The sequence below is a fragment of the Neptuniibacter sp. SY11_33 genome (assembly GCF_047778025.1).
GTDB lineage: Bacteria > Pseudomonadota > Gammaproteobacteria > Pseudomonadales > Balneatricaceae > Neptuniibacter.
The window spans coordinates 1,426,435-1,453,419 of the sequence record NZ_CP180543.1; the positions used below are offsets into that span (position 1 = coordinate 1,426,435).

The 26,985-nt window shown below is 42.9% G+C and carries 28 protein-coding genes; 8 read left to right on the forward strand and 20 right to left on the reverse strand.

The window, feature by feature from the left end; all coding sequences use genetic code 11:
- Nucleotides 1-15: 15 nt before the first annotated feature.
- Nucleotides 16-663, reverse strand: coding sequence for a hypothetical protein (locus tag ACMXYV_RS06665; protein ID WP_415890969.1), 648 nt, complete (start codon nt 661-663; stop codon nt 16-18).
- A 509-nt stretch (nt 664-1,172) separates the two neighbouring features.
- Between ACMXYV_RS06665 and ACMXYV_RS06670 the strand changes: the two genes are divergently transcribed.
- The 3 genes from ACMXYV_RS06670 (at nt 1,173) to lhgO (ending at nt 5,802) form a co-directional block, all read left to right on the forward strand.
- Nucleotides 1,173-2,201 carry a TAXI family TRAP transporter solute-binding subunit gene (locus ACMXYV_RS06670; protein WP_415890970.1) on the forward strand — a complete coding sequence of 343 codons (1,029 nt, stop codon included), beginning with the start codon at nt 1,173-1,175 and terminating at the stop codon, nt 2,199-2,201.
- Between the two features lie 206 nt (nt 2,202-2,407).
- The gene (locus ACMXYV_RS06675; protein WP_415890971.1) at nt 2,408-4,546 is read left to right on the forward strand and encodes a TRAP transporter permease; all 2,139 of its coding nucleotides are present in this window, start codon (nt 2,408-2,410) and stop codon (nt 4,544-4,546) included.
- A 59-nt stretch (nt 4,547-4,605) separates the two neighbouring features.
- The gene (gene lhgO / locus ACMXYV_RS06680) at nt 4,606-5,802 is read left to right on the forward strand and encodes an L-2-hydroxyglutarate oxidase (protein ID WP_415888078.1); all 1,197 of its coding nucleotides are present in this window, start codon (nt 4,606-4,608) and stop codon (nt 5,800-5,802) included.
- Between the two features lie 23 nt (nt 5,803-5,825).
- On the opposite strand, the gene ACMXYV_RS06685 is transcribed toward lhgO, so the two are convergent.
- Nucleotides 5,826-6,029: a hypothetical protein gene (locus ACMXYV_RS06685; protein WP_415890972.1), complete on the reverse strand. Its 204-nt coding sequence runs from the start codon at nt 6,027-6,029 to the stop codon at nt 5,826-5,828.
- Between the two features lie 197 nt (nt 6,030-6,226).
- Here ACMXYV_RS06685 and ACMXYV_RS06690 point away from each other — a divergent pair, with 197 nt between their 5' ends.
- A complete protein-coding gene (locus ACMXYV_RS06690) occupies nt 6,227-6,856 on the forward strand; it encodes a glycine-rich domain-containing protein (RefSeq protein ID WP_415890973.1) in 630 nt (209 codons plus the stop codon).
- Between the two features lie 3 nt (nt 6,857-6,859).
- Here ACMXYV_RS06690 and ACMXYV_RS06695 read toward each other — a convergent pair whose 3' ends face one another.
- A complete protein-coding gene (locus ACMXYV_RS06695) occupies nt 6,860-7,351 on the reverse strand; it encodes an NlpC/P60 family protein (protein WP_415890974.1) in 492 nt (163 codons plus the stop codon).
- 148 nt (nt 7,352-7,499) lie between these two features.
- Between ACMXYV_RS06695 and rapA the strand changes: the two genes are divergently transcribed.
- Nucleotides 7,500-10,373 (forward strand): RNA polymerase-associated protein RapA, encoded by a 2,874-nt coding sequence (rapA, locus tag ACMXYV_RS06700; protein WP_415890975.1) that lies wholly within the window; start codon nt 7,500-7,502, stop codon nt 10,371-10,373.
- 232 nt (nt 10,374-10,605) lie between these two features.
- The gene (locus tag ACMXYV_RS06705; protein ID WP_415890976.1) at nt 10,606-12,201 is read left to right on the forward strand and encodes a methyl-accepting chemotaxis protein; all 1,596 of its coding nucleotides are present in this window, start codon (nt 10,606-10,608) and stop codon (nt 12,199-12,201) included.
- A 59-nt stretch (nt 12,202-12,260) separates the two neighbouring features.
- Here ACMXYV_RS06705 and ACMXYV_RS06710 read toward each other — a convergent pair whose 3' ends face one another.
- Both ACMXYV_RS06710 and ACMXYV_RS06715 read right to left on the reverse strand, forming a co-directional pair.
- Nucleotides 12,261-12,707: a hypothetical protein gene (locus ACMXYV_RS06710; RefSeq protein WP_415890977.1), complete on the reverse strand. Its 447-nt coding sequence runs from the start codon at nt 12,705-12,707 to the stop codon at nt 12,261-12,263.
- Between the two features lie 36 nt (nt 12,708-12,743).
- Nucleotides 12,744-13,646 (reverse strand): LysR family transcriptional regulator, encoded by a 903-nt coding sequence (locus ACMXYV_RS06715; protein WP_415890978.1) that lies wholly within the window; start codon nt 13,644-13,646, stop codon nt 12,744-12,746.
- A 263-nt stretch (nt 13,647-13,909) separates the two neighbouring features.
- On the opposite strand from ACMXYV_RS06715, the gene ACMXYV_RS06720 reads away from it, so the two are divergent.
- Entirely contained in the window at nt 13,910-14,341 is a 432-nt protein-coding gene (locus ACMXYV_RS06720; RefSeq protein ID WP_415890979.1) for a hypothetical protein, read from the forward strand.
- Between the two features lie 411 nt (nt 14,342-14,752).
- On the opposite strand, the gene ACMXYV_RS06725 is transcribed toward ACMXYV_RS06720, so the two are convergent.
- Together ACMXYV_RS06725 and ACMXYV_RS06730 are read right to left on the reverse strand one after the other, a co-directional pair.
- Nucleotides 14,753-15,340, reverse strand: a complete 588-nt coding sequence (locus ACMXYV_RS06725) for an O-methyltransferase (protein ID WP_415890980.1) — start codon at nt 15,338-15,340, stop codon at nt 14,753-14,755.
- Between the two features lie 24 nt (nt 15,341-15,364).
- Nucleotides 15,365-15,886, reverse strand: coding sequence for a TerB family tellurite resistance protein (locus ACMXYV_RS06730; RefSeq protein ID WP_415890981.1), 522 nt, complete (start codon nt 15,884-15,886; stop codon nt 15,365-15,367).
- Nucleotides 15,887-16,121: 235 nt separating this feature from the next.
- Between ACMXYV_RS06730 and ACMXYV_RS06735 the strand changes: the two genes are divergently transcribed.
- A complete protein-coding gene (locus tag ACMXYV_RS06735) occupies nt 16,122-16,976 on the forward strand; it encodes a TraB/GumN family protein (RefSeq protein WP_415890982.1) in 855 nt (284 codons plus the stop codon).
- Between the two features lie 67 nt (nt 16,977-17,043).
- Here ACMXYV_RS06735 and ACMXYV_RS06740 read toward each other — a convergent pair whose 3' ends face one another.
- From ACMXYV_RS06740 to gcvT, 13 genes are all read right to left on the reverse strand, one after another.
- Complete coding sequence (locus tag ACMXYV_RS06740; RefSeq protein ID WP_415890983.1) at nt 17,044-18,372, reverse strand: patatin-like phospholipase family protein; 1,329 nt, start codon at nt 18,370-18,372, stop codon at nt 17,044-17,046.
- A gap of 284 nt (nt 18,373-18,656) precedes the next feature.
- On the reverse strand, nt 18,657-18,923 hold the full coding sequence (locus ACMXYV_RS06745) for a hypothetical protein (RefSeq protein ID WP_415890984.1): 267 nt from the start codon (nt 18,921-18,923) through the stop codon (nt 18,657-18,659).
- Between the two features lie 81 nt (nt 18,924-19,004).
- Nucleotides 19,005-19,454, reverse strand: coding sequence for a hypothetical protein (locus tag ACMXYV_RS06750; RefSeq protein ID WP_415890985.1), 450 nt, complete (start codon nt 19,452-19,454; stop codon nt 19,005-19,007).
- Between the two features lie 69 nt (nt 19,455-19,523).
- Nucleotides 19,524-20,036 carry a hypothetical protein gene (locus tag ACMXYV_RS06755; protein ID WP_415890986.1) on the reverse strand — a complete coding sequence of 171 codons (513 nt, stop codon included), beginning with the start codon at nt 20,034-20,036 and terminating at the stop codon, nt 19,524-19,526.
- A 112-nt stretch (nt 20,037-20,148) separates the two neighbouring features.
- Nucleotides 20,149-20,301 (reverse strand): hypothetical protein, encoded by a 153-nt coding sequence (locus ACMXYV_RS06760; RefSeq protein WP_415890987.1) that lies wholly within the window; start codon nt 20,299-20,301, stop codon nt 20,149-20,151.
- A gap of 59 nt (nt 20,302-20,360) precedes the next feature.
- Nucleotides 20,361-20,777, reverse strand: coding sequence for a hypothetical protein (locus ACMXYV_RS06765; protein ID WP_415890988.1), 417 nt, complete (start codon nt 20,775-20,777; stop codon nt 20,361-20,363).
- A gap of 101 nt (nt 20,778-20,878) precedes the next feature.
- A complete protein-coding gene (locus tag ACMXYV_RS06770) occupies nt 20,879-21,331 on the reverse strand; it encodes a hypothetical protein (RefSeq protein ID WP_415890989.1) in 453 nt (150 codons plus the stop codon).
- A 411-nt stretch (nt 21,332-21,742) separates the two neighbouring features.
- Complete coding sequence (locus tag ACMXYV_RS06775) at nt 21,743-22,390, reverse strand: TatD family nuclease-associated radical SAM protein (protein WP_415890991.1); 648 nt, start codon at nt 22,388-22,390, stop codon at nt 21,743-21,745.
- Between the two features lie 157 nt (nt 22,391-22,547).
- Entirely contained in the window at nt 22,548-22,826 is a 279-nt protein-coding gene (locus ACMXYV_RS06780) for a hypothetical protein (protein ID WP_415884241.1), read from the reverse strand.
- Nucleotides 22,827-23,134: 308 nt separating this feature from the next.
- Nucleotides 23,135-24,073 carry a homoserine kinase gene (locus ACMXYV_RS06785; protein WP_415890992.1) on the reverse strand — a complete coding sequence of 313 codons (939 nt, stop codon included), beginning with the start codon at nt 24,071-24,073 and terminating at the stop codon, nt 23,135-23,137.
- A 29-nt stretch (nt 24,074-24,102) separates the two neighbouring features.
- Nucleotides 24,103-24,690: a sarcosine oxidase subunit gamma family protein gene (locus tag ACMXYV_RS06790; RefSeq protein WP_415890993.1), complete on the reverse strand. Its 588-nt coding sequence runs from the start codon at nt 24,688-24,690 to the stop codon at nt 24,103-24,105.
- 10 nt (nt 24,691-24,700) lie between these two features.
- On the reverse strand, nt 24,701-25,636 hold the full coding sequence (lipA, locus tag ACMXYV_RS06795; RefSeq protein WP_415890995.1) for a lipoyl synthase: 936 nt from the start codon (nt 25,634-25,636) through the stop codon (nt 24,701-24,703).
- 90 nt (nt 25,637-25,726) lie between these two features.
- Nucleotides 25,727-26,842 carry a glycine cleavage system aminomethyltransferase GcvT gene (gene gcvT, locus ACMXYV_RS06800; RefSeq protein ID WP_415890996.1) on the reverse strand — a complete coding sequence of 372 codons (1,116 nt, stop codon included), beginning with the start codon at nt 26,840-26,842 and terminating at the stop codon, nt 25,727-25,729.
- Between the last annotated feature and the right edge of the window lie 143 nt (nt 26,843-26,985).

Consider the following 26,985-nt stretch of genomic DNA (forward strand, 5'->3'; position numbering starts at 1 on the left):
TGATTCTAAAACCAGCTAGAAACCATTAAGAATTCTGACGTAATCGTTTAGTTTTGATCGAGATAGGTTGTCTGGTTGAAGCGTATCAGCGATGCCCAAGACCATTTGAAGCTGGGATAGATGATCTTTGTCTTCTTTGCTGAGTGTTTTAGCGTCATCAGAATTGAGGTATTGAGTAAGCTCTGCAGAGGTCGTTTTGATATCTAATGCGGAATTACTGTTGGTATTACCAAGGTTGTCTAAGACTGTCTTCGCTTTCTCCAGCGTTGCTACCAAGCTGTTCTCGCTAGATTCTTCATTGAGTTTACTGCTGAAATCATCAATAAAGTCACTTAACTGACCTACAGTGTCGTCCTGCGCCGTTCCTAAGCTTTGTTGGTCGGTTAGATAGCGTGAGGCTTCACTGTCGTTTAGAAAGCCATATTCATTCAGTCGTTGGATAAACGAAGGTGTAATTTTGACGCTTCTTGGACCGCCGGTGAAAAACTCTTCATTCAGTTTTTGAATCTTCTGCGCACGATCCGAAAGGTTGCTAGGCTGGGTTGAGGCCGTGCTACTTTCCTTTTCGGTTGCCGATGTATTTGTCGAAGCCGTTTTAGCGGTATTTTGGGTAGTGCCAACCGATGTTTGATGTTGGCCGATGCTGCCTGTAGTCAGGGTCATCAGTAAAGCCTTAGCGTCTAGTTAAGTAGTGTATTAAAGAGATCATTTTCCCTGATTAGTTCCGTTATCTCTATGGGAAATATGATCTTTTTATCCATTGTTTATGCCTTCAAATTTAATTGCTTTGCTGAATAAGCAATTTTTTGCCTACTTTTTCGTATGCTGATTCCAGTTTATCGATCCTTATTAGCCTTTAGTCTTGCTTGTAAGTTAAAAAACCACTTTGTGACGCTTAATCATTCTTTATATCAGCGGATTATTTCACCGACATCTGATGGCTCTTCGATAACAGCTGATTAAAGTGAGTTTTTGAGCGTAATTTTGCTTATTACGTGGCTTTGGATAAGCGATATTTTGCCTATTGGGGTTTGGCTCTTTTAGAGTTTTATTTTAACTGTATGTTTTTAAAGGGTTAATTGTTGTTTTGATTTTATGGCATAGCTATTGCTATACAGAAGGGGTGTAACTCAAACTTTATAAAAAACCTCAAACTGGAGAAGGGTAAGAGGATGACAATAACAAAACGCACTTTTATTAAAGGTATGGGCGTAGCCCTAGCAATGAGTACAGCTATGGGCGCTGCAGGTCTGGCACAGGCCGATGACAAGCGCTCTTACATTTTGGCTACAGCGTCTACTGGCGGTACTTACTACCCAGTAGGTGTGGCATTGGCGACACTAACTAAAGTTAAGCTAGAGCCAAAGCACAAAATTTCTATGTCTGCGATCAACTCAGCAGGTTCGGGTGAGAACGTTAAACTGTTGGGTGAAAACGAAGCTCAGTTCGCAATTCTACAAGGCCTTTACGGCGCGTGGGCTTGGAATGGTGAAGGGCGTTTAAAAGAGACTGGCGCTAATAAAAACCTACGTTCTGTAACTATGCTATGGCAGAACGTTGAACAGTTTGTGGTTAAAAGTGACCTAGCTAAAACAGGCACTATTTCTGATATCACTGCTTTCGAAGGCAAAAAATTCTCAATTGGTAAGAAGAACTCCGGTACAGAAGGTTCTGGCCGTACAATTCTTGGCAATCTAGATGTTAAGGTTGATGGTTTTAACCTAGCGCATATGGGTTACGGTGCATCTGCTGATGCTCTTCAAAACGGTACAATCGAAGGTATGAACATCCCATCTGGTGTTCCAACATCTGCGATTACACGTGCTTATGCAGCACTAGGTAGCGACATTACTGTTCTTAACTTTACTGATGAGCAGATCAAAGAAGCGAACGGTGGTTACCAGCTTTGGACTCGTTATGAGATCCCAGCGAACACTTACCCAGGTCAAACTAAAGCAATCAATACAATGGCGCAGCCTAACTTCCTAGCGGTACGTGATGATGTATCCGAGGAAGATGTATACCTACTAACTAAAACTGTTTATGAAAACCTACCGTTCCTAAACGGTATTCATAAAGCGACTAAAGCGATGGCACTAGAAAAAGCGATCGCTGGTCTTCCTGTACCACTACACCCAGGTGCAGCGCGTTACTACAAAGAGAAAGGTATCAACATACCTGAGCACCTAACAGCTAAATAAGCTGAAGAGACGACTCTTCAGAGGAACTAAACGTTGCCGGTGTGGTCATTTAGTTTAGTTCCCAGCTTTTAGGTTCGACCCGGTGCAGACTCAGTTACCAGCGAGACTGAGATCTGCACCACCCTAATTCCTATATTACGATCATGGTCATCCGAGCTCGGAAGGGGAACGGCTGGCTGTAATATCAGCGTGAGCGATCAGAAAGCATGGCTACAGAAACTTCTGTTACCGACCAGGAAGTCAGTGAAAAATTAAAAGGGCTAGAGTTAGCAAAACGTCCAGAACAGTCGCTAACAGGGCGAGCGGTTTATTGGATTGGCGTAATTTTCGCCATTGCTCATATCTACTTCAATACTCTGGGTACTTGGTCAGAGCTATATGTCTCTGCCATCCACTTCGGCGGTTTTGCGCTGATGTGCGGTTTGATGGTACCTATGTTCAAAGGTGGTAGCGAGGCTAAGCAGAAGCTTGGTTTAGTGTTAGATGTGCTGTTAGGCATCGCCGCTATTGTCTGTGCGCTTTACCTTATTGGTTTTGAAGATGCGTTGTATGATCGCGGTGTGAAGTTTGCCCAGTGGGATTGGGTCTTCTCTGTGTGCGCAATCTTTATCGCCTTAGAAATGGCGCGTAGAACAACTGGGTGGTTTATCCCTTGTTTGATCCTTGCTGCACTGACTTATGTATTTTGGTGGGGCAAGTATATCGATGGCATTTTCGGCTTTGCCGGATTGAGCCTTGAGACTCTGCTATATCGATCTTATTTCTCTTCAGAAGGTATGTTCGGTCAGATCGCGCGTATCTCCTGGACCTATGTATTTATGTTTATCCTGTTCGGTGCTTTCCTAGTGAAGTCCGGTGCAGGTGATTTTATTATTGATCTATCCCGCTGTGCAGCTGGCCGATTTGTTGGTGGCCCGGGTTTTGTAGCGGTATTGGGCTCTGGCCTAATGGGATCTGTATCAGGTTCTTCTGTAGCCAATACTGTATCTACGGGTGTAATCACTATCCCTCTTATGAGAAAGGCGGGTTTCCCAGCTAGGTTCTCTGCCGGGGTTGAGGCCGCAGCATCCACGGGTGGGCAGTTAATGCCTCCGGTTATGGGTGCGGGTGCGTTTATTATGGCGTCTTATACTCAGATCTCTTATCTGGATATCATTGCCATTGCTGCTCTTCCTGCGTTGTTGTATTTCCTATCTGTAGGCTTCTTTGTTCGTGTTGAAGCGAAACGTAGCCATGCGCATGCGGTTGAGCTGGATACACGCCCGATAGGTGAAGTATTTAAAGAGGGCTGGCACTTCCTGCTGCCTTTGGTTGTTCTTGTCTCACTGCTGATTTATGGCTTTACACCAACCTATGCTGCGGGCTTGTCTATTATCTCGGTGATTGTTTCATCTTGGTTATCCAAGAACCCAATGGGGCCAAAAGCAATTTTAGATGCTTTAGCTCAGGGCTCTAAAAACATGGCGACCACTGCAATGCTACTGATTTCAGTAGGCTTGGTTGTGAATGTGGTTGCGATGACGGGTATCGGTAATACTTTCTCTCTAATGGTGACTGATTGGGCGAGCGGTAGCTTGTTCATCACCTTGGTATTGGTTGCTTTAGCATCGCTTATCTTAGGCATGGGCTTACCGGTTACGGCTGCCTATATCGTACTCGCAACGCTTTCTGCGCCAGCGCTTTACGGTTTGATGGCTGAAAGTCGACTGTTGGATATGATTGTTGAGGGCACATTGCCAGAGGCGGCTAAAACCATCTTTATGCTGGTGGATATGGAGAAGGTCGCTTTGCTATCTGCGCCTATGAGCGAATTAGAAGCTAAGGCATTGTTGGATCTAGTTCCGGCTGATTTCAAAGGTCAGCTTCTAGAGCAGGCGATGGCACCGGAAGTGTTGGCGATGATTCTATTGTCTGCGCACATGATTATCTTCTGGTTGTCGCAAGACTCTAACGTAACCCCGCCTGTTTGTTTGACTGCATTTGCAGCAGCAGCAATCGCTAAAACACCGCCAATGGCGACAGGCTTTACTGCATGGAAGGTAGCGAAAGGTTTGTATATCGTGCCGCTTCTATTTGCTTATACCAACTTTATCGGTGGTACAGCGATGGAGGTGTTTAGCATCTTTATCTTTGCTGTCTTTGGTTTGTATGCTTTTGTTGGCTTTATGGAAGGCTATTTAGAAGGGAAGTTGAATATTGTTCTGCGTATAATCTGTGGCGCTCTGGCAGTTGCTCTGCTTTGGCCGCACGGTGAAGTGCTGATCAATTTGGTTGCTGCGGCGCTGTTCGCTGTGATCTTTATGTATAGCCGTCGTTTTGCTGATTCAGAAGGTAGTGCTGCATAGCACTACCTTCGAGTACTGACTTAAGGATATTAGGTGTGAGCCTGACTTCAGATAAAAAAATATATGATTTCATTGTCATCGGTGGCGGCATTCTAGGGATGTCGACTGCTTGGCAATTACAGAAAAAGTATCCAGGCAAATCGGTCTTAGTGATAGAAAAAGAGTCCAGTGCGGCTCAACATCAAACAGGCCATAACTCGGGTGTTATACATGCCGGTGTTTATTACAAGCCAGGCAGCTTGAAAGCGCGTTTCTGTAAAGAAGGTAACGTAGCTACTAAAGCGTTTTGTCGTGAACACGATATTCCGTTTGATGAATGCGGCAAGCTGTTGGTTGCGACAAATCAGAAAGAGCTAGAGCGCATGCAGGCCCTTGTTGGTCGCTGTGCTGAAAATGGCATCGAAATAGAAGTGCTGGATCAAGCACAACTGCGCGAGCGTGAACCTAATATTACCGGTGTAGGTGCCATCTTTGTTCCTTCTACAGGTATTGTTTGCTACACACAGATCTCCAGTAAGATGGGGGAATTGGTAGAGCAAGCTGGCGGTGAAGTTCGTTTTAATACTCGCGTTACAGGTATCGAAGAGTTCGCCGACCGCGTGACTGTTTTTGCTGAAAATGAGCGTTTCCAAGGACGCTTTTTAGTGAGCTGTTCAGGGCTGCAGTCAGATCGTATTGTTGAGATGATGGGGTTAGAACCTGACTTCCGTATCATCCCATTCCGTGGTGAATACTATCTGTTAGATGAGCAACACAATCAGATTGTTAACCATCTAATCTATCCGATTCCAGATCCTGACCTGCCGTTCCTCGGTGTACACCTGACCCGTATGATCGATGGTACGGTAACCGTTGGCCCTAATGCTGTATTGGCGTTCAAACGTGAAGGTTACAAAAAGACCGATATCAGTTTGAAAGATAGCTTTCAGATGCTGACCTATCCGGGGATGATTAAACTGCTATTCAAGCACTTCAAGGCAAGTATGACGGAGTTGAAAAACTCAATTTCGAAACCGGGCTATTTAAAGCTGGTTCAGAAATACTGTCCGTCATTGACGCTAGACGATATGAAAGAGTACCCAGCGGGTATTCGTGCTCAGGCGGTTTCTAAAAACGGGGATGTTATCGATGATTTCTTGTTTATGAATACGAGCAGGGCGCTAGCAGTATGTAACGCGCCATCGCCAGCTGCAACTTCTGCTATACCGATTGGTCAGCATATTGTTGAGCAGGTGAGTGTGTTAGTAGAGAAATAAAGCTTTTTTGACTACAACGGGCTTTATACGTCGAAGCGTGTGAAGCCCGTGCTTTTCTGATGACGGTAGCCAAAGTGTTCTGCTTGGTTATCGCACTCTTCACGAAGTTTATAGTGAGCGATCATTAGATCTTTACATATCTCGCACCACTTTTTCGCTTCTGGCTTACCTAACTTATCCAATTGCTCTTGGCTGGGATTGCCATCCGTTGCAATGATAGTTTTCATGCAATCCTTACAATGATCCATTCCATTACCCACCGTATTTATAGTTCTTGTAATTTTGTATGCAGCCTAGTCGCTAGCTGCAGGTTTTGTTATCAGAAAAATTCTTAATTTACTGATTTTTCGACTATTTGATGAGTGTCATGCTAGTGTTTCAGTTAATAATCTCTTTTCTGTAAACGTATAAGCAAGGATGTGAAATGAGCTTTATAGCATTATCGTTTATCTCTGTTTTTCTCTTGATATTGTATTGGCAATTGCGTCAACGGAAGGTTAAGAAGCAACGCCGAGAACTGATCGAGAGTTATGTCTTCCCTGAGCGCCTAACCGTAGAGCTAAGAAAGCGCTATCCGCACCTTTCGGATGCTGATTGTGACAAGGTAATGGAAGGGCTAAGAGAGTTCTTTTTGATCTGCTTAGCTGCAAAAAACAGAGCGATAGCTATGCCATCTCAGGCAGTGGATGTGGTGTGGCATGAGTTTATTTTGTTTACCCGCGATTATGAGCTGTTCTGTTCTAATGCGCTTGGGCGATTCCTACATCACACCCCCGCAGAAGCGATGACAAAACCAACTCAAGCGCAAGAGGGGATTAAACGGGCTTGGAAATATTCATGTTTACGCGATGGAATAGATCCTAAGGCACCGACACGTTTACCTCTCTTGTTCGCGATTGATGCAGATCTAAAAATTGAGGATGGTTTCACCTACCAATTAAATTGCAAAGGTCGTGAAAACGATGGCTACTGCGCCAGCCATATCGGCTGTGGAGGTGGCGGATGTAGCTCTGGTGGTGACTCTGGCTGCGGAGGAGGTTGCGGCGGCGATTAATCGCTATCGCACATCAATGCCTTCTGGTCTTCGCGCAGTCCAATAGTGTTTTTGCCAATAGGGATTATCTAATCGACTGATGATCACCCCTTTACTGGTAGATGCATGTAAAAATTGCCCTTCTTGAACATAGATCCCTACATGCCTTTGTTTATAGCCTGTCTGAAAGAAGACCAAATCCCCCGCCTTTAGCTGACCTTTAGCGATGTTGGAACCACTACCAAGTTGATCCCGAGTCGTGCGTGGAATATCTACACCAAACTGATCTCGGAAAGTAACTTGGGTAAATGCAGAGCAATCAATGCCTGATCTATTGTTTCCACCAAGACGATAGGGCGTTCCTGCCCAACTATTATATTGATCGAGTAAAGCTTGGCTTACAGGTGATTGCGCCTGCATAGATACCGCTGGAGCAGACGACTGTTTTAACGTACTTGAGCAACCGCTTAAAACAACACCGGTTAGTATAAGAACGATAGGAGTATAAAATTTCATCAAATTTCACCTTCTTTTCGCATAGATCAGGGTTGCGAACAGTATAACGCCAACTAAAATTTACAAAAGCTTAAAACCGTTTGGCTTTCGGGCTGTAACTGCCTATTATGCCCAGCTATTTTTCCAGCCCTTAGTAAGCGAAGAGTTCATGACAGAAGATTTTCAGGTCGGCCAACGTTGGTACAGCTATACAGAAGCTGAGTTAGGTTTAGGTGTAGTCACTGAATTGGTTAATCGCAGTGTTACGATTTTTTTTCCAGCAATTGGTGAAGAGCGTACCTACGCGCAAAGCAATGCTCCATTAAGCCGCATTGTTTATCCTATAGGCGACCAGATTTCCGACGATGAAGGTCTGTCGATCACTGTTACTGAGCATCAAGAAAGCAAAGGCTGTGTTATCTATTTTGGTGATGATGCCGAAGGTAACGAACAGATTATTCATGAAGCGTCCTTAGAAAGTGCGGTTCATTTTAGTAAGCCTTATGAGCGTTTGTTTGCTGGCCAGATCGACAAGCTTCGTCACTACGAACTTCGTCAAGAAACTTTAAAGTTGCAACATCAGCACCAGAACTCTGCCGCTTACGGTTTGATCGGTCCTCGCGTTCAGTATTTGCCACATCAGTTCTATATCGCTTCTGAAGTGGGTAAGCGTACTGCACCACGCGTATTGCTAGCCGACGAAGTAGGTTTGGGTAAAACCATTGAAGCGGGTTTGATTCTGCATCAACAGCTTGTTTCTGGTCTAGCGAGTCGAGTGCTGGTGGTTGTACCTGATAGCTTGATTCACCAGTGGCTGGTGGAGATGTTGCGTCGCTTCAACCTGCACTTCTCTATTATGGATGAAGGCCGTTGCGCTGAAAGTGAAGGCAACCCATTCGAGTCGGCGCAATTGGTGTTAAGCCCATTGTCACTGTTTACTCAGCATGAGAAGCATCTTGAACAAGCGGTAGAAGCGGGTTGGGATCTTATGGTGGTGGATGAAGCTCACCACTTGGGTTGGAGTGAAGAGGGCGCGAGCCACGCTTATACCTGCATTGAGAGCCTTGCACAGCATGTAAAAGGCCTTCTGCTATTAACTGCAACGCCGGAACAGTTGGGTATCGAGAGCCACTTTGCTCGTTTACGTTTGCTGGATCCAGACCGTTATTACGATCTGCAAAAGTTCATCGAAGAAGAGCAGGCTTTCAAATGCGTTAACCAGTTGATCGAAACGCTACAGAACCCAGAAGGTTGGGATGAAGCATTGAAGGATGAAGCCTTTACTGCGTTATTGCACCAGTATCTGGGCGATGAGATGGCTGATCATCTGGAAGTTCACAAAGATGATGATTCTGAAGAGCGTGAACAGTTAATTGAAAAAACAGTACGTACTCTATTAGATCAGCACGGTACAGGTCGTGTACTTTTCCGTAATACCCGTGAAAGTGTACAAGGCTTCCCAGAACGTGAGCTTCACAGCTACGAACTACCGCTACCGGACGCCTATAAAGAAGTGATTGCTGATGCACCAATGGAGCGTCAGCTGCATCCTGAATCTTTGATCGGTAATGGTGAAGGTTCAGCTTGGTTGTTGGAAGATAACCGAGCTGACTGGTTGATCAAATGGTTGGAAGATTACAAAGGTGAAAAGGTTTTAGTGATTTGTGCGCACGCGCAAACAGCCATTACCTTAGAGAAACAGTTACGTCTATTTGAAGGTAAGCGGACAGCACTGTTCCACGAAGGCATGAGCCTTGTTGAACGTGACCGCGCTGCGGCGTACTTCGCCGATTCTGAGCAGGGTGCTCAGCTGCTGATTTGTTCTGAGATTGGCAGTGAAGGTCGTAACTTCCAGTTTGCACACCACATGGTGATGTTCGATCTGCCAATGAATCCAGATCTTCTTGAGCAGCGTATCGGTCGTCTTGACCGTATCGGTCAGCTTCAAGATGTAAATATCCATGTGCCTTATTTCGCTGGTAGTGCACAATCGGTGCTGCTTCGTTGGTATGCAGAGGGCTTAGGTGCTTTTGAGCAAGTTTGCCCAACAGGTCAGTCATTGTTGCAGCAATATGCTGCGCAATTACATGAGTGCATGGAAAACCCGCTAGATCAAACTGCGGTGGATTCACTCATCGATGAAACGGCTCAAACACAAGCAGAATTGTTAGCTGAATTGCAGGAAGGCCGTGATCGTTTGCTAGAGCTGAACTCTTGCAACGCTGATATGGCTGAAGAGCTGTTAGATGCGGTTGAAGAAGACAGCCAGCCAGGTAAGTTAGCTTCCTTTATGGGCCGTATCTTTGATCACTTTGGTGTAGAGCAAGAAACGACAGGCATCAATGGTGTGATCCTTCATCCGGGCGATCATATGCTGAACAGCCATTTCCCAGGCTTACCTAGTGACGGCATGACCGCAACTTTCCAGCGTAACGAAGCACTGTCTCGTGAAGATATGCATTTCCTAAGCTGGGAACACCCAATGGTGTCTGGTGGTATGGAGATGATGCTAGAGGGGAGCTACGGTAGCTCAACGCTATGTACAATGAAGCTGCTACCACTGAAAGCAGGTAGCTTGTTGATTGAAGCAGTCTTCCGCATCCACTCTATTTCCGATCGTTCTCTGCAGCTGCAGCGTTACCTTCCTGATGCTTGCGTTCGCCGTGTTATCGATAGCAATGGTAACGATCTAACGGGTGTTATTACCGAACAGCACTTTGCTACTTTGGGTAAACGAGTAGGTAAGAATGTAGCGTACAACTTGGTAAAACATACCCGCGATGAGATTACTGAGCTTGTGACGAAGTTAGAAGCGCAGGTTGAGCAAACAGAAGCGGACTTGCTTGCACAAGCCAAAGAATCAATTGCTGAACAGATGGAAACCGAATTGGATCGCTTAAAAGCCTTAGCTAAAGTGAATCCAAATATCCGTGATGAAGAGCTAGAAGCACTGACTATTCGCGAAGAAGATTTGCTAGCTGCTGTTGATGGGGCTTCATTGAAGATGGACTCCATTCGTATCGCAGTGGTAACACACGAGTAATCCATAGCTCACTTATAAAAAGCCCTAAACAGAGATGTTTTGGGGCTTTTTTGCATCTGCAGCACAGGTTTCCACAATTACTTGATCTTAAACAAGTAAATACCATACACCATTGCATACAATGGCCACACGAAACTAGGGCGGGAGTTCGGTTTGTTTATTTATCAGATCTTAAGTCTTAGTTATTACCCAGTTTATTAAATTTATTTCTCCACTAGCCAAGGAGTGAGCTATGTTCCGGTCTCTAGCAAATTTAATCGATACGATTTTGCGAGCCTGCGGTTTTAAAACACTTAATAGTCAATTTACCTTGTCGTACACGTTAGTATTTATACTAGCGGCGTCTTCGGGGATCAGTCTTTACTTCAGCATGTCGATTAACCCTCAGACCATTGATATGGCAGGTCGTCAGCGCATGTTGAGTCAGAAAATCGCAAAAGAAGCTTTATTAGTTGCTGCAAATGTCGAGCAGCAAACGACGTTGCGTAAAACAATGGAGCTTTTTGAGTCATCTCATAAAACGATCATGCTGGGTGATTCTACGTTGGGTATGAACCCAATTACTGACCCTGCTATCGTTAAGCAGATGCAGCACGTTGATAAGCTATGGGGTAGCTATAAAACGCTTATTAACAGTCATGTTAATCAACCTACAGATACGACGCTTTCCAACATCACAAAGCAGTCGCCAATTATTCTTAAAGAGATGAATAAAGCGGTAGGCATGTTAACTCAGCAAGCCAGTACGACCAGCATGAATCAGATGTTGATTGCGTTTGTATGTGTTATCGGCATTCTCTTGCTAGTTGTGTTTGGCCGAATCTTCGGTTTAAGCATGCTGATGAACAATATTACTCGTCTTAACGCGCGCATGACTGAAGTAGGGCAGGGTAACTTCTCTCATCGTTTTGAAATCTCTCATACTGATAATGAGATCGGGCAGATGTTCAATGCTTACAACAATATGTTGAACCATGTGGGCGATCTACTCAAAACGGTTCAAACCGTTGCGCGTAATACCGAACGTCATGTGACTAACGTTGTTGAAGCTACTTCGGATGCGAGCAATGGTGTAAGCCGACAATACGAAGATATCGAGTTGGTTGCAGCAGCCATGACTGAAATGAGCGCAACAGTCCAGGAAGTTGCGAACAATGCGGTAGAAGCAGAACAAGCTGCGCAAGAGACTGATACTCACGCTAAAAGTGGTGGTGACGTAGTTGGTCAATCCGGCAATCAAGCTCAAGAGATGTTAACGATGCTAAATAAAACAGCATCGGCGATTAAAGAGCTTGAAGCGGAAACACTTGCAGTGGGTAACGTGACTTCTGTGATCAATGATATCGCTGAACAAACAAACCTATTAGCATTGAATGCGGCTATTGAGGCAGCACGTGCCGGTGATCAAGGCCGTGGATTTGCGGTTGTTGCGGATGAAGTGCGTACCCTAGCGCAGCGCACACAGCAATCTACACAAGAGATCCAACAGATTATCGAACGCCTACAGAGCAAAGCAGAATCTGCTGTGTCCTCTATGGGTGTGAGTACTGATCTTGCGGATCGTAGTAGCGAGCTTGCTAACTCTGCAGCAGCGGTACTTGAGCAGATTATTGCTTCAGCAAATACAATCTCTTCCATGAACACTATGATATCGACAGCGGCTGAACAGCAGTCGTCAGTAGCGTCGGATATTGATCATCGCGTGGTCAATATCTCTGATATTGCAGGTCAAACTAAGCGTGATACAGATCGTGTAGTAGAAGCGACTGATCAGATTAGAAGAGAAGCACATGAACTTAACCAGTTGGTGATGAAGTTCCAGCTTTGATCTGATGAGATAAGATAGAACTTAAAAATGCCACCTTATTAGGTGGCATTTTTATTTCCTTACAACTCAAATGCAGCAGGTATCAGATTACATAAAAACTTAAACTCTCGTTTATCTGGAATCTCTCTTACCAGATATTCTTCGGTCATTTCCTTCTTCTGTTGCGCTAGAAATTGATTAAAGCCCTTAGCGTTCTCTCGTGTTTCATTTGTCAGCCAGTCAACGCTTTCAGGGTTTGCGATGATTGATTTTATCTCTGCGTAAGTGGAGCTGTGTTTTTGTTTATACTGATTGAGTTCGGTTAATAAAACCTCTCCAAGTTTGGAGTCTAAATTGCCACATGCGGTTATAACTATTGGCAGCGTTTCTATATTGAGATAAACCGAAATCATCTCTAAATAGCGCTTTGTTTTGACCTCATCTTCTTGGCTCATAATCTCTTCAGCATGGATAGCGGTTGAGATCACTGAAAGTAAAAGTGTAATGAGGATCGCTAACTGTTTCATAATAAAAATTCTTTGCGTGCTGAAGTTGAAGGATGGCTATAGTTTTGTTTGTTCTTGGTAGTACGCGGAAAACTCATCGATGAATAATCGGACTTTGGCAGATACATGTTGTCTGCTTGGATAGATAGCTGAAATATCCATTGTCGGAGCCTGCCATTGCGGTAAAAGTTGATTGATAGCACCCGTTTCGATATGGGATTTAACCGCAAAATCAGGACACAAGCTGATCCCCTGACCGTTTAATACCAAGGCTCTAACCGCTTGAGCGCTGTTGATATTGAGGCTTGCTTTTACCTCGACTGATTGGCGCTGGGCGTCATCTTTATGGGTAAATTGCCAAACTTTTCCTGAGCGATAGTTTGTATCTGCGATAAGTTGGTGATTGGATAAATCGTTTAAAGAGGTTATCGCTGGATGCAGTTTGAGGTAGTCCGGGCTAGCGCATAGGTAGCTATGAATCTTGCCAATGGGTTTCGCTACTAAGGATGAATCTTCAGGTGTACCAATACGGATAGCGAGATCGTAGCCTTCCTCAATGAGATCTACGTAGTGATCATTGAGTTGAAGGTCTATCTGTACTTCCGGGTACTTTTCTTTAAAACAACTTAATACCGGGATCAGATGAATTTCTGCAAACGTGCTGGGAGCTGTAATCTTCAGTAGGCCTTGGGGTGTTTGATGAAGCTCTTTTACCGAATGTTGCAGATGAATGAAGCTCTCCAACACATTGGTACATGGCTCAAGATAAGCAAAGCCAGTTGTTGTTAGGCTAACCTGTCGGGTGGTGCGATTTAATAATCTGACTCCCAGTTCTGACTCAAGCTGTGCAATGTAATTGCTTACCTGCACTTTAGATATACCAAGTTTTCGTGCTGCAGCTGAAAAGCCTTTCTCTTTGACCACTACAGTGAATACCTGCATACAGGTAATACGATCCATGAGGCTTATCTCGATTGTTAATGAAAGTGAAACAATCTATCAATAATTAAATGTATAGTAAATACATTTTAATATAAGCATACTGCGACTCAAGCAGATGAGTTCTACCTCTTTATTGCGTCTATTTCCGTATATTTGAGGGAATGAAGTCTGAGGGAATAGTACATATACAAAAGCGAAGGGCGTTTTTAAGAACAGTAATCTGATGAAATTGAGGACGGTAATTCAGTCCTCTTTGCTTACCTACAGAAACGAGAACAATCATGTCCAAAGAGATTCTGATCAATCCAGCTCGCTTAAGAGATGCAGAACGTATAGTGCGCATCACCATGGCCATAATTTTGATCACGGCTGGTACCAGTAAATTTTTTAGCGACGGTGGCTTTGTAAATTACTACTCGGGTCTATTTCAGGGGGATCTGCGCATTCAACTGCCAGCAATCCTGATTGATCTATATCTAAGCTGTGTCCAATATATCGAAGTGGGGTTAGGTTTAGCCTTGTTAGTTCCTAGGCTCAAACCTTACACGATGTATGGTTGGTTTGGATTTATGCTGAGCTTGCTGGTGGGGCACTATATCTTGCAAGAATGGTCCGCTGTAAACCAGATGCTGGATTATATCTTCTTAGGAGTGTTGTGCTTTGTATTACCAATGCATGGTGAGTCAAAAGTCACTGATCAAGAGCAAAGTTAGACCTTAATAACCTTAGGCCTGAGCCAATCAGGCTTAAGGTTTTTTTATATGGCATTTCAGCTAGTTCACTGAGTAATGGGCTGCAACAGTATGTAGTGAATCATAAGCTGAGTACAAAGCTATATGTAACCCAATCAATCCGCAAGCTGCTAGTTTAGACTGCTTTGCGCCTTTGAATAATAGTACCAAGGCCACTACGCCGGAGAGTACGGATAAAAGAAGCAACAAAAGACCCATAAATAGTTCGATTATATCGGATATGCCGTAAGGGTCGTTTGGCGCAATATACAAATCTGCGTAAATAAATGCTCTGAAAAAGAGCATAAAGCTAAAGAGGCTGAAAGATAGAATAGCCAGAACTAAAACAGTAATTGTGCCTTTTGTTAGTTTCATATAGCTGGATAATTCAACTCATTCTTTGACAGAGCGGTCTTTATAGACAAGGAGTTCCCCTTTCCCGACAGGGACTAAAGAGGTGCTCAAATTTGATTGATCGGCGATCCAAGCATTAAACCCTTCCAGCTCCTCTTTATGAGAAACTGCGTTGTCACAAACAAGCAATCCGCCTTCTTTCAAGAGGCTGAATAGCTGCTCTGCTATTGATAGATATTGGCTTCTATCTGCATCTAGGAAAATAAAGTCGATGTTCTGAGGTGGTTTAGATAGTAGATCTGCAACGTCACCATCCAGTTGCGTAATCCTTGAATCTAGCTCAGCCTTACGGAAATTTTCTGAGGCCTCAGTGATTTTGTGGCTATTGTTATCAATGGTAAAAATATGGCCATCGTCTGGAAGGGAAGAGGCTAACCATAGTGTGGAATAGCCATTAGAAGTGCCAACCTCAAGTACGGTTTTGGCGTTAGTTGCTTTGATTAACACAGCTAAAAATACACCTGTGTCCCGAGTGATATTGAGATACTTTTTAGACCGCTCTGATTGGACTTCATCATTTTCGAACCCTCGCTGTTCAAGGTCATTTAAAAGCACTTCAAGCTTCATTATCCTTTTTCCTTCTTCAATAAATTACCAATTGCTCTTATCGGTATCAGTGGATAAACAGCGTTTTATTTTTTCTAAAAATTCCGTTTGCAAATTGGAAGAGGAGCTACCTAAATTGATTATTTCAAAAATCAGATTGATTGATGATGATTTCTGTTCTTCTGTGAATTTAGGAAGAGAGCATTTGACGATTTTCTCTGGAGATTGGTAAACCTCTTCTCCAGATCCCAGTAGATGAACACTAGCGCCTAATAATTGAGAGGCGTCTTTTTCTGATAGATTAAACGTCTTTTGGAAAATGGCTTTTAGCTGTTCCTTTTCCTCTAGTGCAATATCACCATCAATTTTAGCGGCCGCAGTAGCCAGTAAAGCAATGGCATCAATTGGTTCATTCAAAGCAAAGATTGGATTGCCTGTAGACTGCTTTAACCAAGCGCGGCGACGTTTCCATGCCCAAGGGTTAAGCCAGCCAATATCAATACCTAGTCGTTCTAATACATAAAGCAAAGTAGCAACTGCAGTTAAAAAACCAATAATGATATGCACGGTATCTCCTTATACGCTTTGGCAGGTTCTTCTTTTAGAGATCTAGGTTTTAACCCAGAAAATAGGGCAATACAAGTATTAGATAGAAGCTTTAGATTAGGGGGGAAGGACAGCGAAATTTAAAGGATAATTTTTACATCTTAGGGTGCTGTAGTCTAAGTCATTACTCGTGACGTTGTTAAATAAGTTTGAAATAATGCTTTTCTTAATATTCACTCATAAGGAAATGAAAATAGTGTTTAAGTTTGTTCTTGCATCATCACTACTTCTCTCAAGTATCTACAGTCAAGCCTCTACCTCATTGTGGAAGGTTAGTAATGGGGACAATATATTGTTTATTGGGGCTACTGCGCCTTCTATGTTGGCGAGTGAACTTCCTTTCCCGGCCCAATTTGATACAGCTTACTCTCAATCTGATTTGATCGCTTTTGCAACTAATGTTGAAGAGCGTTCAGTAGAGGATTCATTGTTCAAAAAATATTTTTATCTTGAAGAAAATCAAAAGTTGTATCACTTTATTTCTTCAGAATTGTATTTTGAAGTTAGTAATTATGCTTTACATAATCGATCAAGGATTCACGATATTGAAGACTTCAAGCCAGTGGGTATTGCTGTCGCTTTATCGAGTATCTCTAGACATAATGCCGGAGCAGGATTTTTCCCTGGGCCTCATAAAACGTATTTTCAATTAGCTAAGTTAGATGGGAAGAAGGTGGACTGGCTAGAATCTGAAGATGAATATGCTAAAAACTTTAGTTCCATAGAGTTTGAAAATAGTGAAAATCTAGTTAGTACAGTTTTTGAATCAGTCAAAAGCTATACGGATAATCGTAAAAAGCATGTTGATGCATGGAAGTCAGGGGATTATCGCGGACTAGAGGAGTACGCATTCCTAGATTTTAGCGACAGTATTCAAGAAAAATTTCATCAGCAGACAAAAGACAGAACGCAACGTTGGCTGAAAAAGATTGAAAATTATTCTGCCACTCCTGAAATAGAGTTTATTTTGCTTAGTCCGAGCCAGCTATTGGGTAGCAATGGCGTGCTGTCTGCGTTAGATCAGAATGGATACGAAATAACACAGTTATAGGTTGAAACTTGTAATTTAGACTCAAATGCCAGCTAGGAATGGGCTCAAATAATTATAGCTGGCAATGTTAGCAGTCCACTCCCCAAATAGCTTTTACGATAGCTGACCCTTTATCATTTACCCTATGCTTTGCGGCTTGAAATATAGTTTGTTGCGCTGCAGGGCTAATGTTGAAGTTGGTACCTATATTGAGGACTTGCGCTTTTAATTTACGGGGGAGGTGGTCAAAAGATAGATAAACGACCTTTATTTTATTGCCGTTGAAAGCATTGCTTGTGGATAGTTGCTCAATTAGCGCTTTATGTCTAATTCGCCAAGCATCGAGAGATATAGAAGTAGTTCTTAAAAATATCTGGAATATGGTAGGGGAGCCTTCCTGCTTGGAAAACGGTTCAGGCTGCCCATTGTAAGCATCTATAACGATAAGAACTTTTGTATTTTGATCAGAGTCCCCTAGCATTTGCAGAGCAGAATAAACACCTAGATTGTCTGATAACCCGCCATCAAACAGATGGATAAATGGATTGACAGAGTCGGTACTGCTTTTAAGAGTGGTCGCAGGTACAGCGCCTGGAAAAGAAGCGCTTGCCTTTAATCCAACAGCTAAAGGCAGGCTATAGTAATCTTCATTAATCTCATATTTTTCCAGATGATGGGTATACTCTGTGACTTGATATTGGCGCAGTGCTTCTGGATGAAATGGGAATATGCTTCCATTTTCGTATATGGTCGCATTTGCTACCCATAATGGAAGTTTAGGTTCTTGAGTATTGTCCTTATCTAGAAAAATATCCTTTAACCTAAGACTACGGTTTCGTTTATCAGCGCCTAAGATCTTTTCATCAAACTCTTTTTCAAGAAAGTCACCTCTATCATTATTCCCTAAAGCCTTAACACTGACTAAGGCGCGGGTGAGAGTATTATGATAACCCCGTTCTAAATTATGAGAGGAGTTGTCAGTGTTTTGATTAATAAGATTTGATAACGAATAACTATTGTGGGTATGTATCGGTGGCTTGATATGGTCGTGTAGTGTGGAAAGGTATAACCCTGCGGCTAACCCGCCTCCAGAGACGGTAGAGAAGTAATCAATCTCATTTAATATATTGAATGTTTTTTGATTACATTGAAATTTCTCTAATTCTTTAAGTACACCAATACCAAAATTTCCTGCTCTGTGACCCCCGCCAGAAATCGCAACTGCTACAGCGACATCTCTACGTTGTGATGTGCTTCGTTTCTCAGGGCTTTTATAAGATGAAACGGAGAAGTTAGGTGTCTGGTAAGGATTATCTTCGTTAAATATTTTCTCTGAGGGGGCTCTGGTTGAGCAACCCGATAAGAGCAGTAAGGATGAGATTCCTAGGCAAGTTGCTTGTTTTAAATTGATCTCCATATCTACATATCCTTTAGGATAAACTTAGATCGATAATCGGTCTTTAGTCATGGCCTATATAAACCCGTTAAATCTAGTTCTAGTTCACAGCTGGTGAAAATACAAATTGCTTATCTACTATTACTCTTTGAGGTGGTTGATGCTTTAGAGAATCTAGATAGAGTTTGATGATGGGGTAAGGTTGGATGCATTGGTGATGTACATTACACCGAATGTAACTCTCATAAGATGATCAGTTATTCAAAATAATGCTTTAAGCAGAGAATACTGAATATTGAAAAGGCTTAAGCAAAGATCCCAAGTATTATTTTCAGTGTTAAGGGTAAAGTGAAGTAAAAGATTCCGACTAAACACAAGGTTGCTAAGGCAAGTAGAAAAATATAGGGAAACAATAGAATTGTCGCCTTTTTGCGATCGCCTATTGTGTAATCAGATTGATAGCTTCTATGCTCCGGTGGGATATATCCTTCCGCTCTCACTAAACGCCCATGCTCATCATATTCTTCGATGCGCTCGTAATGTTTTGAGGTTGCAGTGCTTTCCTTGTCCATGTTCTATCCTTTGTTCTATTACAGGTAATGATGTCTAACTTAGTGGTGCGCTATGGTTTGGATTTGAGCTGTTTGTTCTGTTTAAAAAACAATACTAATACCATTGCTTTTCAGAAATTCATTCCCAGAAAATAGGCTTATATATGCCTGAGTTACTCCAGAGAAAGAAAGTACCATAACTACAGCCATACAAATCGAGAAAGCAAATTTAGAATATTGCTTAGCTAATAAAGACAGAAGAAAGGCTATTAATGCTCCTAAGATCAAATAAAGCATCTCTTCTCTCCAAGAAATTTTTGTAAACGCAAACCACTGACTTAATTCAGCGCCTTCAAGGCTTAAGAGCAGTCTGTGTAGGAGTAATTCAGTTAATTTCCAAGACAAGAACGCTGATACAGGTATAGATACCACTGCTAGCACTTTATTCCCATAGAGCATGGAAAGGAAAATGGCAGTTAAGCTGGCTACCGAAAAATAACCAAACACAACGACAAATAGAAATAACCATACAAACATCCATACCAAACTCATGAGTATTCCTTTACATAATGCTTCAATAAATGGTGCGAAAAGCACCCCCAAGGGAAACGAATTAATTTGTTAAACGTCATTGCTGCCCTTGGTATCAGGCCTTATGAGAAGGAATTTAAAGAACAACAGAAGAAGGTAATAAGGCACAAAAACATCAGCTAAGGTGTCAGACATTTGGCCAAAAGCGTAGTTTAAAAGTGATTTTTCATATCCAAGCTCAACGCGCATGATGTTGGTATAGAGCAGGCTGAAATAAATAACAAAAAAGGGAACAAGTGAAACAAGGATGGAGTATGAAATTTTTGATTTCACAATTCTTATATTTCTTGCAAGAAGCATCCAGAACAAACTTAGTCCTAGAGCTAAAGGCAAGTTTGATAGCGCAGCTAGAACAGAAGAATGATGTGTCTTGGGAAAAAACTGGAAGAAAGAGAGAGCGTCTTCTTTCCCCAGAATTTTTAAAGTGGCATTTGCTAATGGCTCTTGCAACCATGCAGAGAGTTCTGAATAGGAAAAGTATATGAATACCCCAAATGTTATGGATATCAAGAATGCGACTACTTTTCTAATTAAATTATTCATGTAATTCCGTTTACATCCAGAGCTGAAAATTGATGACTTTTAACGCCTAACTTTGAGGGAGGAGCGCAGCGATGATCCGCTACAGCTACTTGTTAAATGTAAAAATGGCGCGTTATTCATTCCATTCATTCAGCTGCACTCTCCATTGTTCTAAGGCTTCTTCCTTAGCCATTGCTTCAGTATCTTGAAGTGAATCATGAATGCACTGCGAGTTTTCATAAACCCGTAAATAACAACCTACCTCAGGAAGATCATATTCAATCACGAACTTCCTATTTCCAGTTTTGGCTACAAGATTTCTAAATCTCATGCGCTTATTATTTGTCACATTTCATCAAACGAGGCCATAGCTGCCTTGAGTTGTTCAACGCTCAATAACGTACCAGCTTGATCTTCAATCGTTACCCCGTTGTATTTGATGTTCATATTCATTGCGGTAGCGAAAGCAGCTTGAGCCTCATGAGCTTTATAACCAAAGCTAAGCTGATAAATATTGCCGTCATGCAAACTCACAGGAATAACACTTTTAAGCTGCTCAGGTACTTCAGATACTGGAAAAAAATACAATTCAAACCCCGTATCCTGCCCCTCAAATTTGACAGGAAAAAAGCCTGAGTGACTACTTAATTCAATAGTTTCACTTAATGACAATTCATAACCTGACGTGGATGCAGCTTCATTAAGTTCATGGACTTTAGGCTCCATTTCTAGAGCTAAGACAACAAATAAGCTCATTGACATGATTTAGTTCCTTTAAATACTGATGGCTAGATATTAGTTCGTATCACGCCTCAATAAATGGCGCGCAGAGCGCGTCAAAGCGAAGCGTTTTAATTGACTTTTTAAGGTTGCAATTTGCAATTCCAATATTCTATAGCCTGTTGTACTGCTTCGATAAAACATACTTCTGTTCCATCAGTTAATTGAATTTCGAGAACCGAAACATCAAACCCCTGACTAAACCCCGATGAAAAAGCACCTTTATGTTTTTGTGTTTTTCTAATAACAGGTGTTCGAGTTTTTTCTAAGCTACCATGCTTCGAGCCGTTACAAATATCCCTCATAACTCTCAAACTAGAACAAGCATTGCCTACCTCACCTTGTAGGTCGCTTAACTGTTTATATTTGAGGGCTGCTTTATTTTCTTCGTAGTACCAATCACATAGGTGCCAAATTTTACTAGCACACTCGATGGCTAATTCTTCATTTAAATCGTCAGCTAGAAATGACTCTACTTTTCTATTGGTTGATGCCCAGTATTCATCGAAAGAATTAATGCCAAAAGAAAACTCCATACCTTGTGACCTTAACAGCTAAATATACGACAAGTGATTTGCGGAAAGACGACACTTTTCGGTATATCTCCAAATTAATATTAATCGGTAATAGTCTTTAACCCGTTGAAATTAAATGTATTAATCAGGATTTATGAAAATAAAAAAATTGTAGCAAAGCGACAAAGTGTCGTGTTTCTACATCAAAACTGAAAAATGATCATTTATACTAATCATTCTCAATAATCCATTAAGGTGGGTTAACCTATTTCCTTAGTTAATCCAATACTGGCAGAGAAAAGGGAATATGAAAAGTGCAGGAAAGTATTGGTTTTAGTCTTTAATCCTTTTCTCTAGCCACAAAGTGACGTCCTAAAAGCGTAGCGTTCTCTAGCCGAAGGCTTCCTCTAGCAGCGAAGCTGCGTCCTGCCTTTAGCCGACCACACCCAACTCTCTCTGCTTAAATTCTGCCCCTAATCTCTCAACAATCTCCCGACACTGACCCACATCAACACCCTCTAAACCATTAATTGCCGATACCTGTACATCATCAATCAGTTCGCTGGCACGTTTGATAAAGGCTTTTACTGCTTGGTAAGAGTCGGGTAGGGCAGGTTGACAGTGTTGTTGATAGACCGTCTCGTTTTGAGCATTCAGCGAGATTGATAGTGAATCTATGCATTCTGCTAATTCGGGCACTATGTCGCGTTTATGGAAGAGGTTGCCGAGGCCATCGGTATTGATGCGGGTTTTACCGCCATTTACTTTTACCCAAGTAGCGATTTGTAAAAGCGTTTTTAGGCGTAAGGTAGGTTCGCCGTAGCCGCAAAATACGATCTCATCGTAATCGGTTGGGTTGCCGATTAAGGGAATGATAGTGTCTGCTTCTGGGCGTTTGCTTAGATAGAGTTCGTGACCTTTAACTTCGGTGGAGCCGTTATGTTTTGGGCAGAACTGGCAGGCGAGAGTACAGCGGTCGGTTAAGTTGATGTAGAGGCTGTTTCGAATCTGATAAACGTAGCTATCTTGGTGTTCACAAGGGGTAGAGCGTTTTGCAGGATTGGGGCGTTTTTGTGTCATAACTTACTGCTTATCAGCGATAATTATAGATAGAAATCTACTTTAGCAGGGCTAGTTAACAGGGGCGTTGATGCTTATCAAAAGTGATCCGGTTAGGGTGCAAATGCACCCTTAAACCGGTATCGAAGGGGAAGGTTTCGCTATGAATTTGGTGCGTTTACGCGGCTGCTTGCTGGGCGCCGTGTTCTGGGTGAGTCGCTATAAAGTGCTGTAACACTTTTTGCAGCATTTCTGCATGACCATAGTTGTGATCACGCTGTGCTTTAGCGATGTCATCCATAATAATTCGTTTGATTTTCTGTTCGCCGTCATGGGTAATCATGTAATGACCAAGAGCCATGGCGATCATTGGGTCCATGTGTTCGTGTTCTGCAATGGCATCAACTTCGTCTGCAGTTAGGTCACTTAGTTCCAGGCATTCTTCGTAGGTCAACATTTCTCTCTTCCTCTGCCTTTAACAGGCTATTTTTTTATGTCTATCGGAGTCTCTACCGGTCTCTCTCCAAACCGGTAAATAAGAGTTTAGGAGAGGAATTTAAGTTTCTCTAATACATTCGGAGGATAAAAATTCACAATGAATATTCATTCAAGTATTGAAATTCATGTTGCAGCTGCGAAAGATGAGTTTTATTCAACTAAGTATTTGCCGTATTTAGAGGGCTAGAGGCGTGGTGCATAACAGCAGCCCTATTTTGGTGCGAATGAACCAGAATAGGGAGCTATAAAAATAATTCTTTTAGACGATTAAAGAATAACTGGGAAGTCGCTTTTTAGGCGTTCTAAAAGTGCTTGTTTTCCTTGCGGATTCTTTTGAGTGACATCTTCCCCAGCTGTAGGGAAATGGATGTCGCGAAGTCGGGATAACCAGAAACGCAGCGCTGCGGTTTTCATCATTGCCGGTAACAGATCGATCTCCATCGGATCTAAAGGGCGGATCTCCTGATACATCAGCAGCATCTGCTGCGCTTTCTGGGTATTAAACTGATTATTGGTTTCGTCAAAGCACCAAGCGTTAAGGGTAACGCTTAGATCGTATAGATAAGGTGTAGAGCAAGCGTGATAGAAATCGATTAGCCCCGATAGGCGCTCTCCATCAAACATAGCGTTGTCAGGGAACAGATCTGCGTGTACAGGACCAGAAGGTAATGTAGTCCAGTCGATATCACCGGTTTCCATCAAACTGTTTTGTAATAACGTTTGCTGCTCTTTATCTAGCTTAGGTAACACGCGAGACGCCAACTCGTTACACCACTGCGGAATATGGCTGTATTCATCGAGTTCTAGTTGTGACGAGAGCTGGTGGAACTGGGCGAGGGTACTGCCAATTGTTCTAGCTTGAGAAAGTGTCGGTTGTTTTAGGGGCGCACCTTCTAAGCAGTTCATTAATACGGCGGGTTTGCCGTTGAGCATACCGAATAGATCACCGTTATTAAGATGAATTGGTTGAGCGCAGGCAAGCTCGTTAATCGCGAGATGATCGACTAGGCCCAGAATAAAGGGCAGTTTCTCTTTAGGTACAGACTCAACCAGTGTTAGGACAAAGCGGTCTTGATCGGTATCGACAAAAAAATTGCTGTTCTCAACGCCTGCACTAATGCCTTTATAGCTTTGTAACTCACCGACAGTGTAATTCTGAAGGTAGGTTTGAAGTTCTGAAAAGCTAACTGCGGTGTAAACTGACATTATCGGTCTTTGTCCTACTGGTGTATCTGTTAGTGATTTTTTGGTGATTCAGTGTTCTTTTGTAGCCACTGCCATAGGCTTTCTGCACAGCTCTTACGCACTAGGATGTCGTAATCCTTAGTGTCGTGCAGAGACATAATGTTGATGCCTTCAGCTAGCTCAACATCAGTGACAGGTAAACATGAGAACTGCTGGGTATTGGAGCTACTTAGCAGGTAATGTATCGCCGCTTTATTTAGGTACGCTTTTGAGCCGTCTTCGCTGGTTTCCAGTTTAAGGTCTTCGCCAAAGGTTTCGCGCAGTGCTTGGAAAACGGATTCATGCGCACCGGTTGGCGGAAGAACCAACCAGCGGTTTTCGTTTATCCACAGAATCGCTAAACGTCCCATGCAGGAGATGCGATTAACTGTTAGCGGTTGAGCAACGCCCATTACTTCACCCACGGCGATAAGCAGATCTTGGTCAGGCTCGGTATCCAGTGCAAGATCGCCAATAAAAGGGCGTTCTCGCACAATAATGCTATTAATTCGGCTGTCGTTGTCTATCGCTGCTTGGATGTTTAAATGAACCAGCGTGCCACCTTGAGTGGCTTTGTTAGTATTGTTTTGCATAGACATTTTTACTCCTTTACAGGGCTTTTGCCTGTAAATCAGCGTGGTAAGAGGAGCGAACCATCGGGCCACTGGCGACATTCTTAAAGCCAAGTTCGTAACCGATCTCTTCGTACTCTTTAAATTCTTCAGGTGTTACATAACGCTCTACAGCGAGGTGATATTTACTTGGCTGCAGGTATTGGCCGATGGTTAACATATCGACATCATTAGCACGAAGGTCTTTCATTACTTTGATGATCTCTTCTTTGGTTTCACCCAAACCAACCATCAATCCAGATTTTGTATCGACTTCTGGATTTAAACGCTTAAATTGGTATAGCAGGTTAAGCGAGTTATGGTAATCCGCGCCCGGACGTACCGATGGGTACAAGCTAGGTACAGTTTCCATGTTGTGATTCAGAACATCTGGAACCTGCTGAGATAGAATCTCTAATGCAAGATCAACTTTGCCGCGAAAATCTGGGACTAAAATTTCAACTTTTAGATCTTCACTGACTTTACGTGCTTCTTTTACTACTTCAGCAAAATGCGCTGCACCACCATCTCTTAGATCGTCACGATCTACAGAGGTGATAACTACATATTTAAGACCAAGCTTTTCGATAGTGGATGCACAATTCTTAGGCTCTTCTGGATCAAGCGCCATTGGTCGACCGTGCGCTACATCACAGAAAGGGCAGCGGCGTGTACAAATAGCACCCATGATCATTAATGTCGCAGTTTTGTGACTAAAGCACTCAGCCAAGTTAGGGCAGGATGCTTCTTCACAAACCGTATGTAATTTAAGGTCGCGAAGCTGTTTCTTAACCTTTTTTACATTGGCATTTGAGCGGGCATCTATACGAATCCATTCCGGTTTACGTAGGCGTTCTCTTTCTGGGTCTGGTTTGTGACGCAGACGAGACATTTTTGATTCGCCTTTCAGCTCTTGTAGTGGAATCAATTCCATAGTGACACCTCGCGATGTTCAATTAAAAATAGAGGCCAAGCTGATAAGGGTGACAGCCCGGCCTCCAAGACTTACAGGGATGGAAACGGATTAACCGCGGTAATAACGCTGCTCAATAAATGGTGCTTTAGAAACCACCATTGGTAGCTGCTTGCCACGTACTAGAGCGAAAACTTCTGTTTCAAGTACGGAGTAAGCGGTTTCTACATAGCCCATTGCTACTGGCTTACCAACTGTAGGGCCAAAGCTACCAGAAGTAACAGTACCGATCTTTTCACCGTCAGCATTTACAAGGTCAGCACCTTCGCGGATCGGAGCTTTACCCGATGCGATAAGGCCAACGCGCTTACGGCTGTAGTTTTTGTTAGCGATCTGATCAAGGATCTTGTCAGCGCCGGGGAAACCGGCAGCACGCTCACCATCGGCACGACGGCACTTGCTGATTGCCCAGATAAGGCTGCCTTCGATTGGTGTTGTTGTTGGGTCTAGGTCATGACCGTATAGGCATAGACCAGATTCCAAACGTAGAGAGTCGCGTGCACCTAGGCCAATAAATTCAACTTCAGGCTGCTCTAGGAATAGACGGCATAGACGATCTGCTTCAGCAGATGGGATTGAGATCTCATAACCATCTTCACCGGTGTAACCAGAACGGCTCACGAAGCAATCAACACCATCGATAGCGATGTGGCGAGAGTCCATAAATACAAGTTCATTTACTTCTGGGCAGATGCGAGATAGAGCTTGAGCTGCTTCTGGGCCTTGAAGTGCAACCAATGCACGATCATCTAGAACTTCTAGCTCAACGCCTTCACCAAGGTTTGCGCGCATGTGAGCGATGTCCTGATCTTTACATGCAGCGTTAACTACAACGTAAAGATGATCACCGTAGTTAGTCACCATCAGGTCATCCATGATGCCGCCTTCATCGTTAGTGAAAAGGGCATAACGCTGTTTGCCTGCTGGTAGGTCAATAATGTCTACAGGTACTAGTTTCTCTAGTTCAGCTGCAGCATTTTCGCCTGTTAGCTTAACCTGACCCATGTGAGATACATCAAAAAGACCAGCGTGATCACGGGTGTGAACGTGTTCTTTCTTTACGCCTAGCGGGTATTGAACCGGCATTTCAAAACCTGCGAAAGGTACCATTTTTCCACCTAGCTCAATGTGCAGGTCATATAGAGGTGTTTTGCTCAGTTCGGACATTGTGTTCTCCATAATGCTTGTTCTGTGCAGCCTTCGTATTTACGAAGCTGCTTGTGTTCTTCAGGTGCAGTTTTTTGACTACAGTTCTTTAAGTACAATCTGATGGAAAAGCTCTATTGAAATAAAACTCTTTCAACAGATTG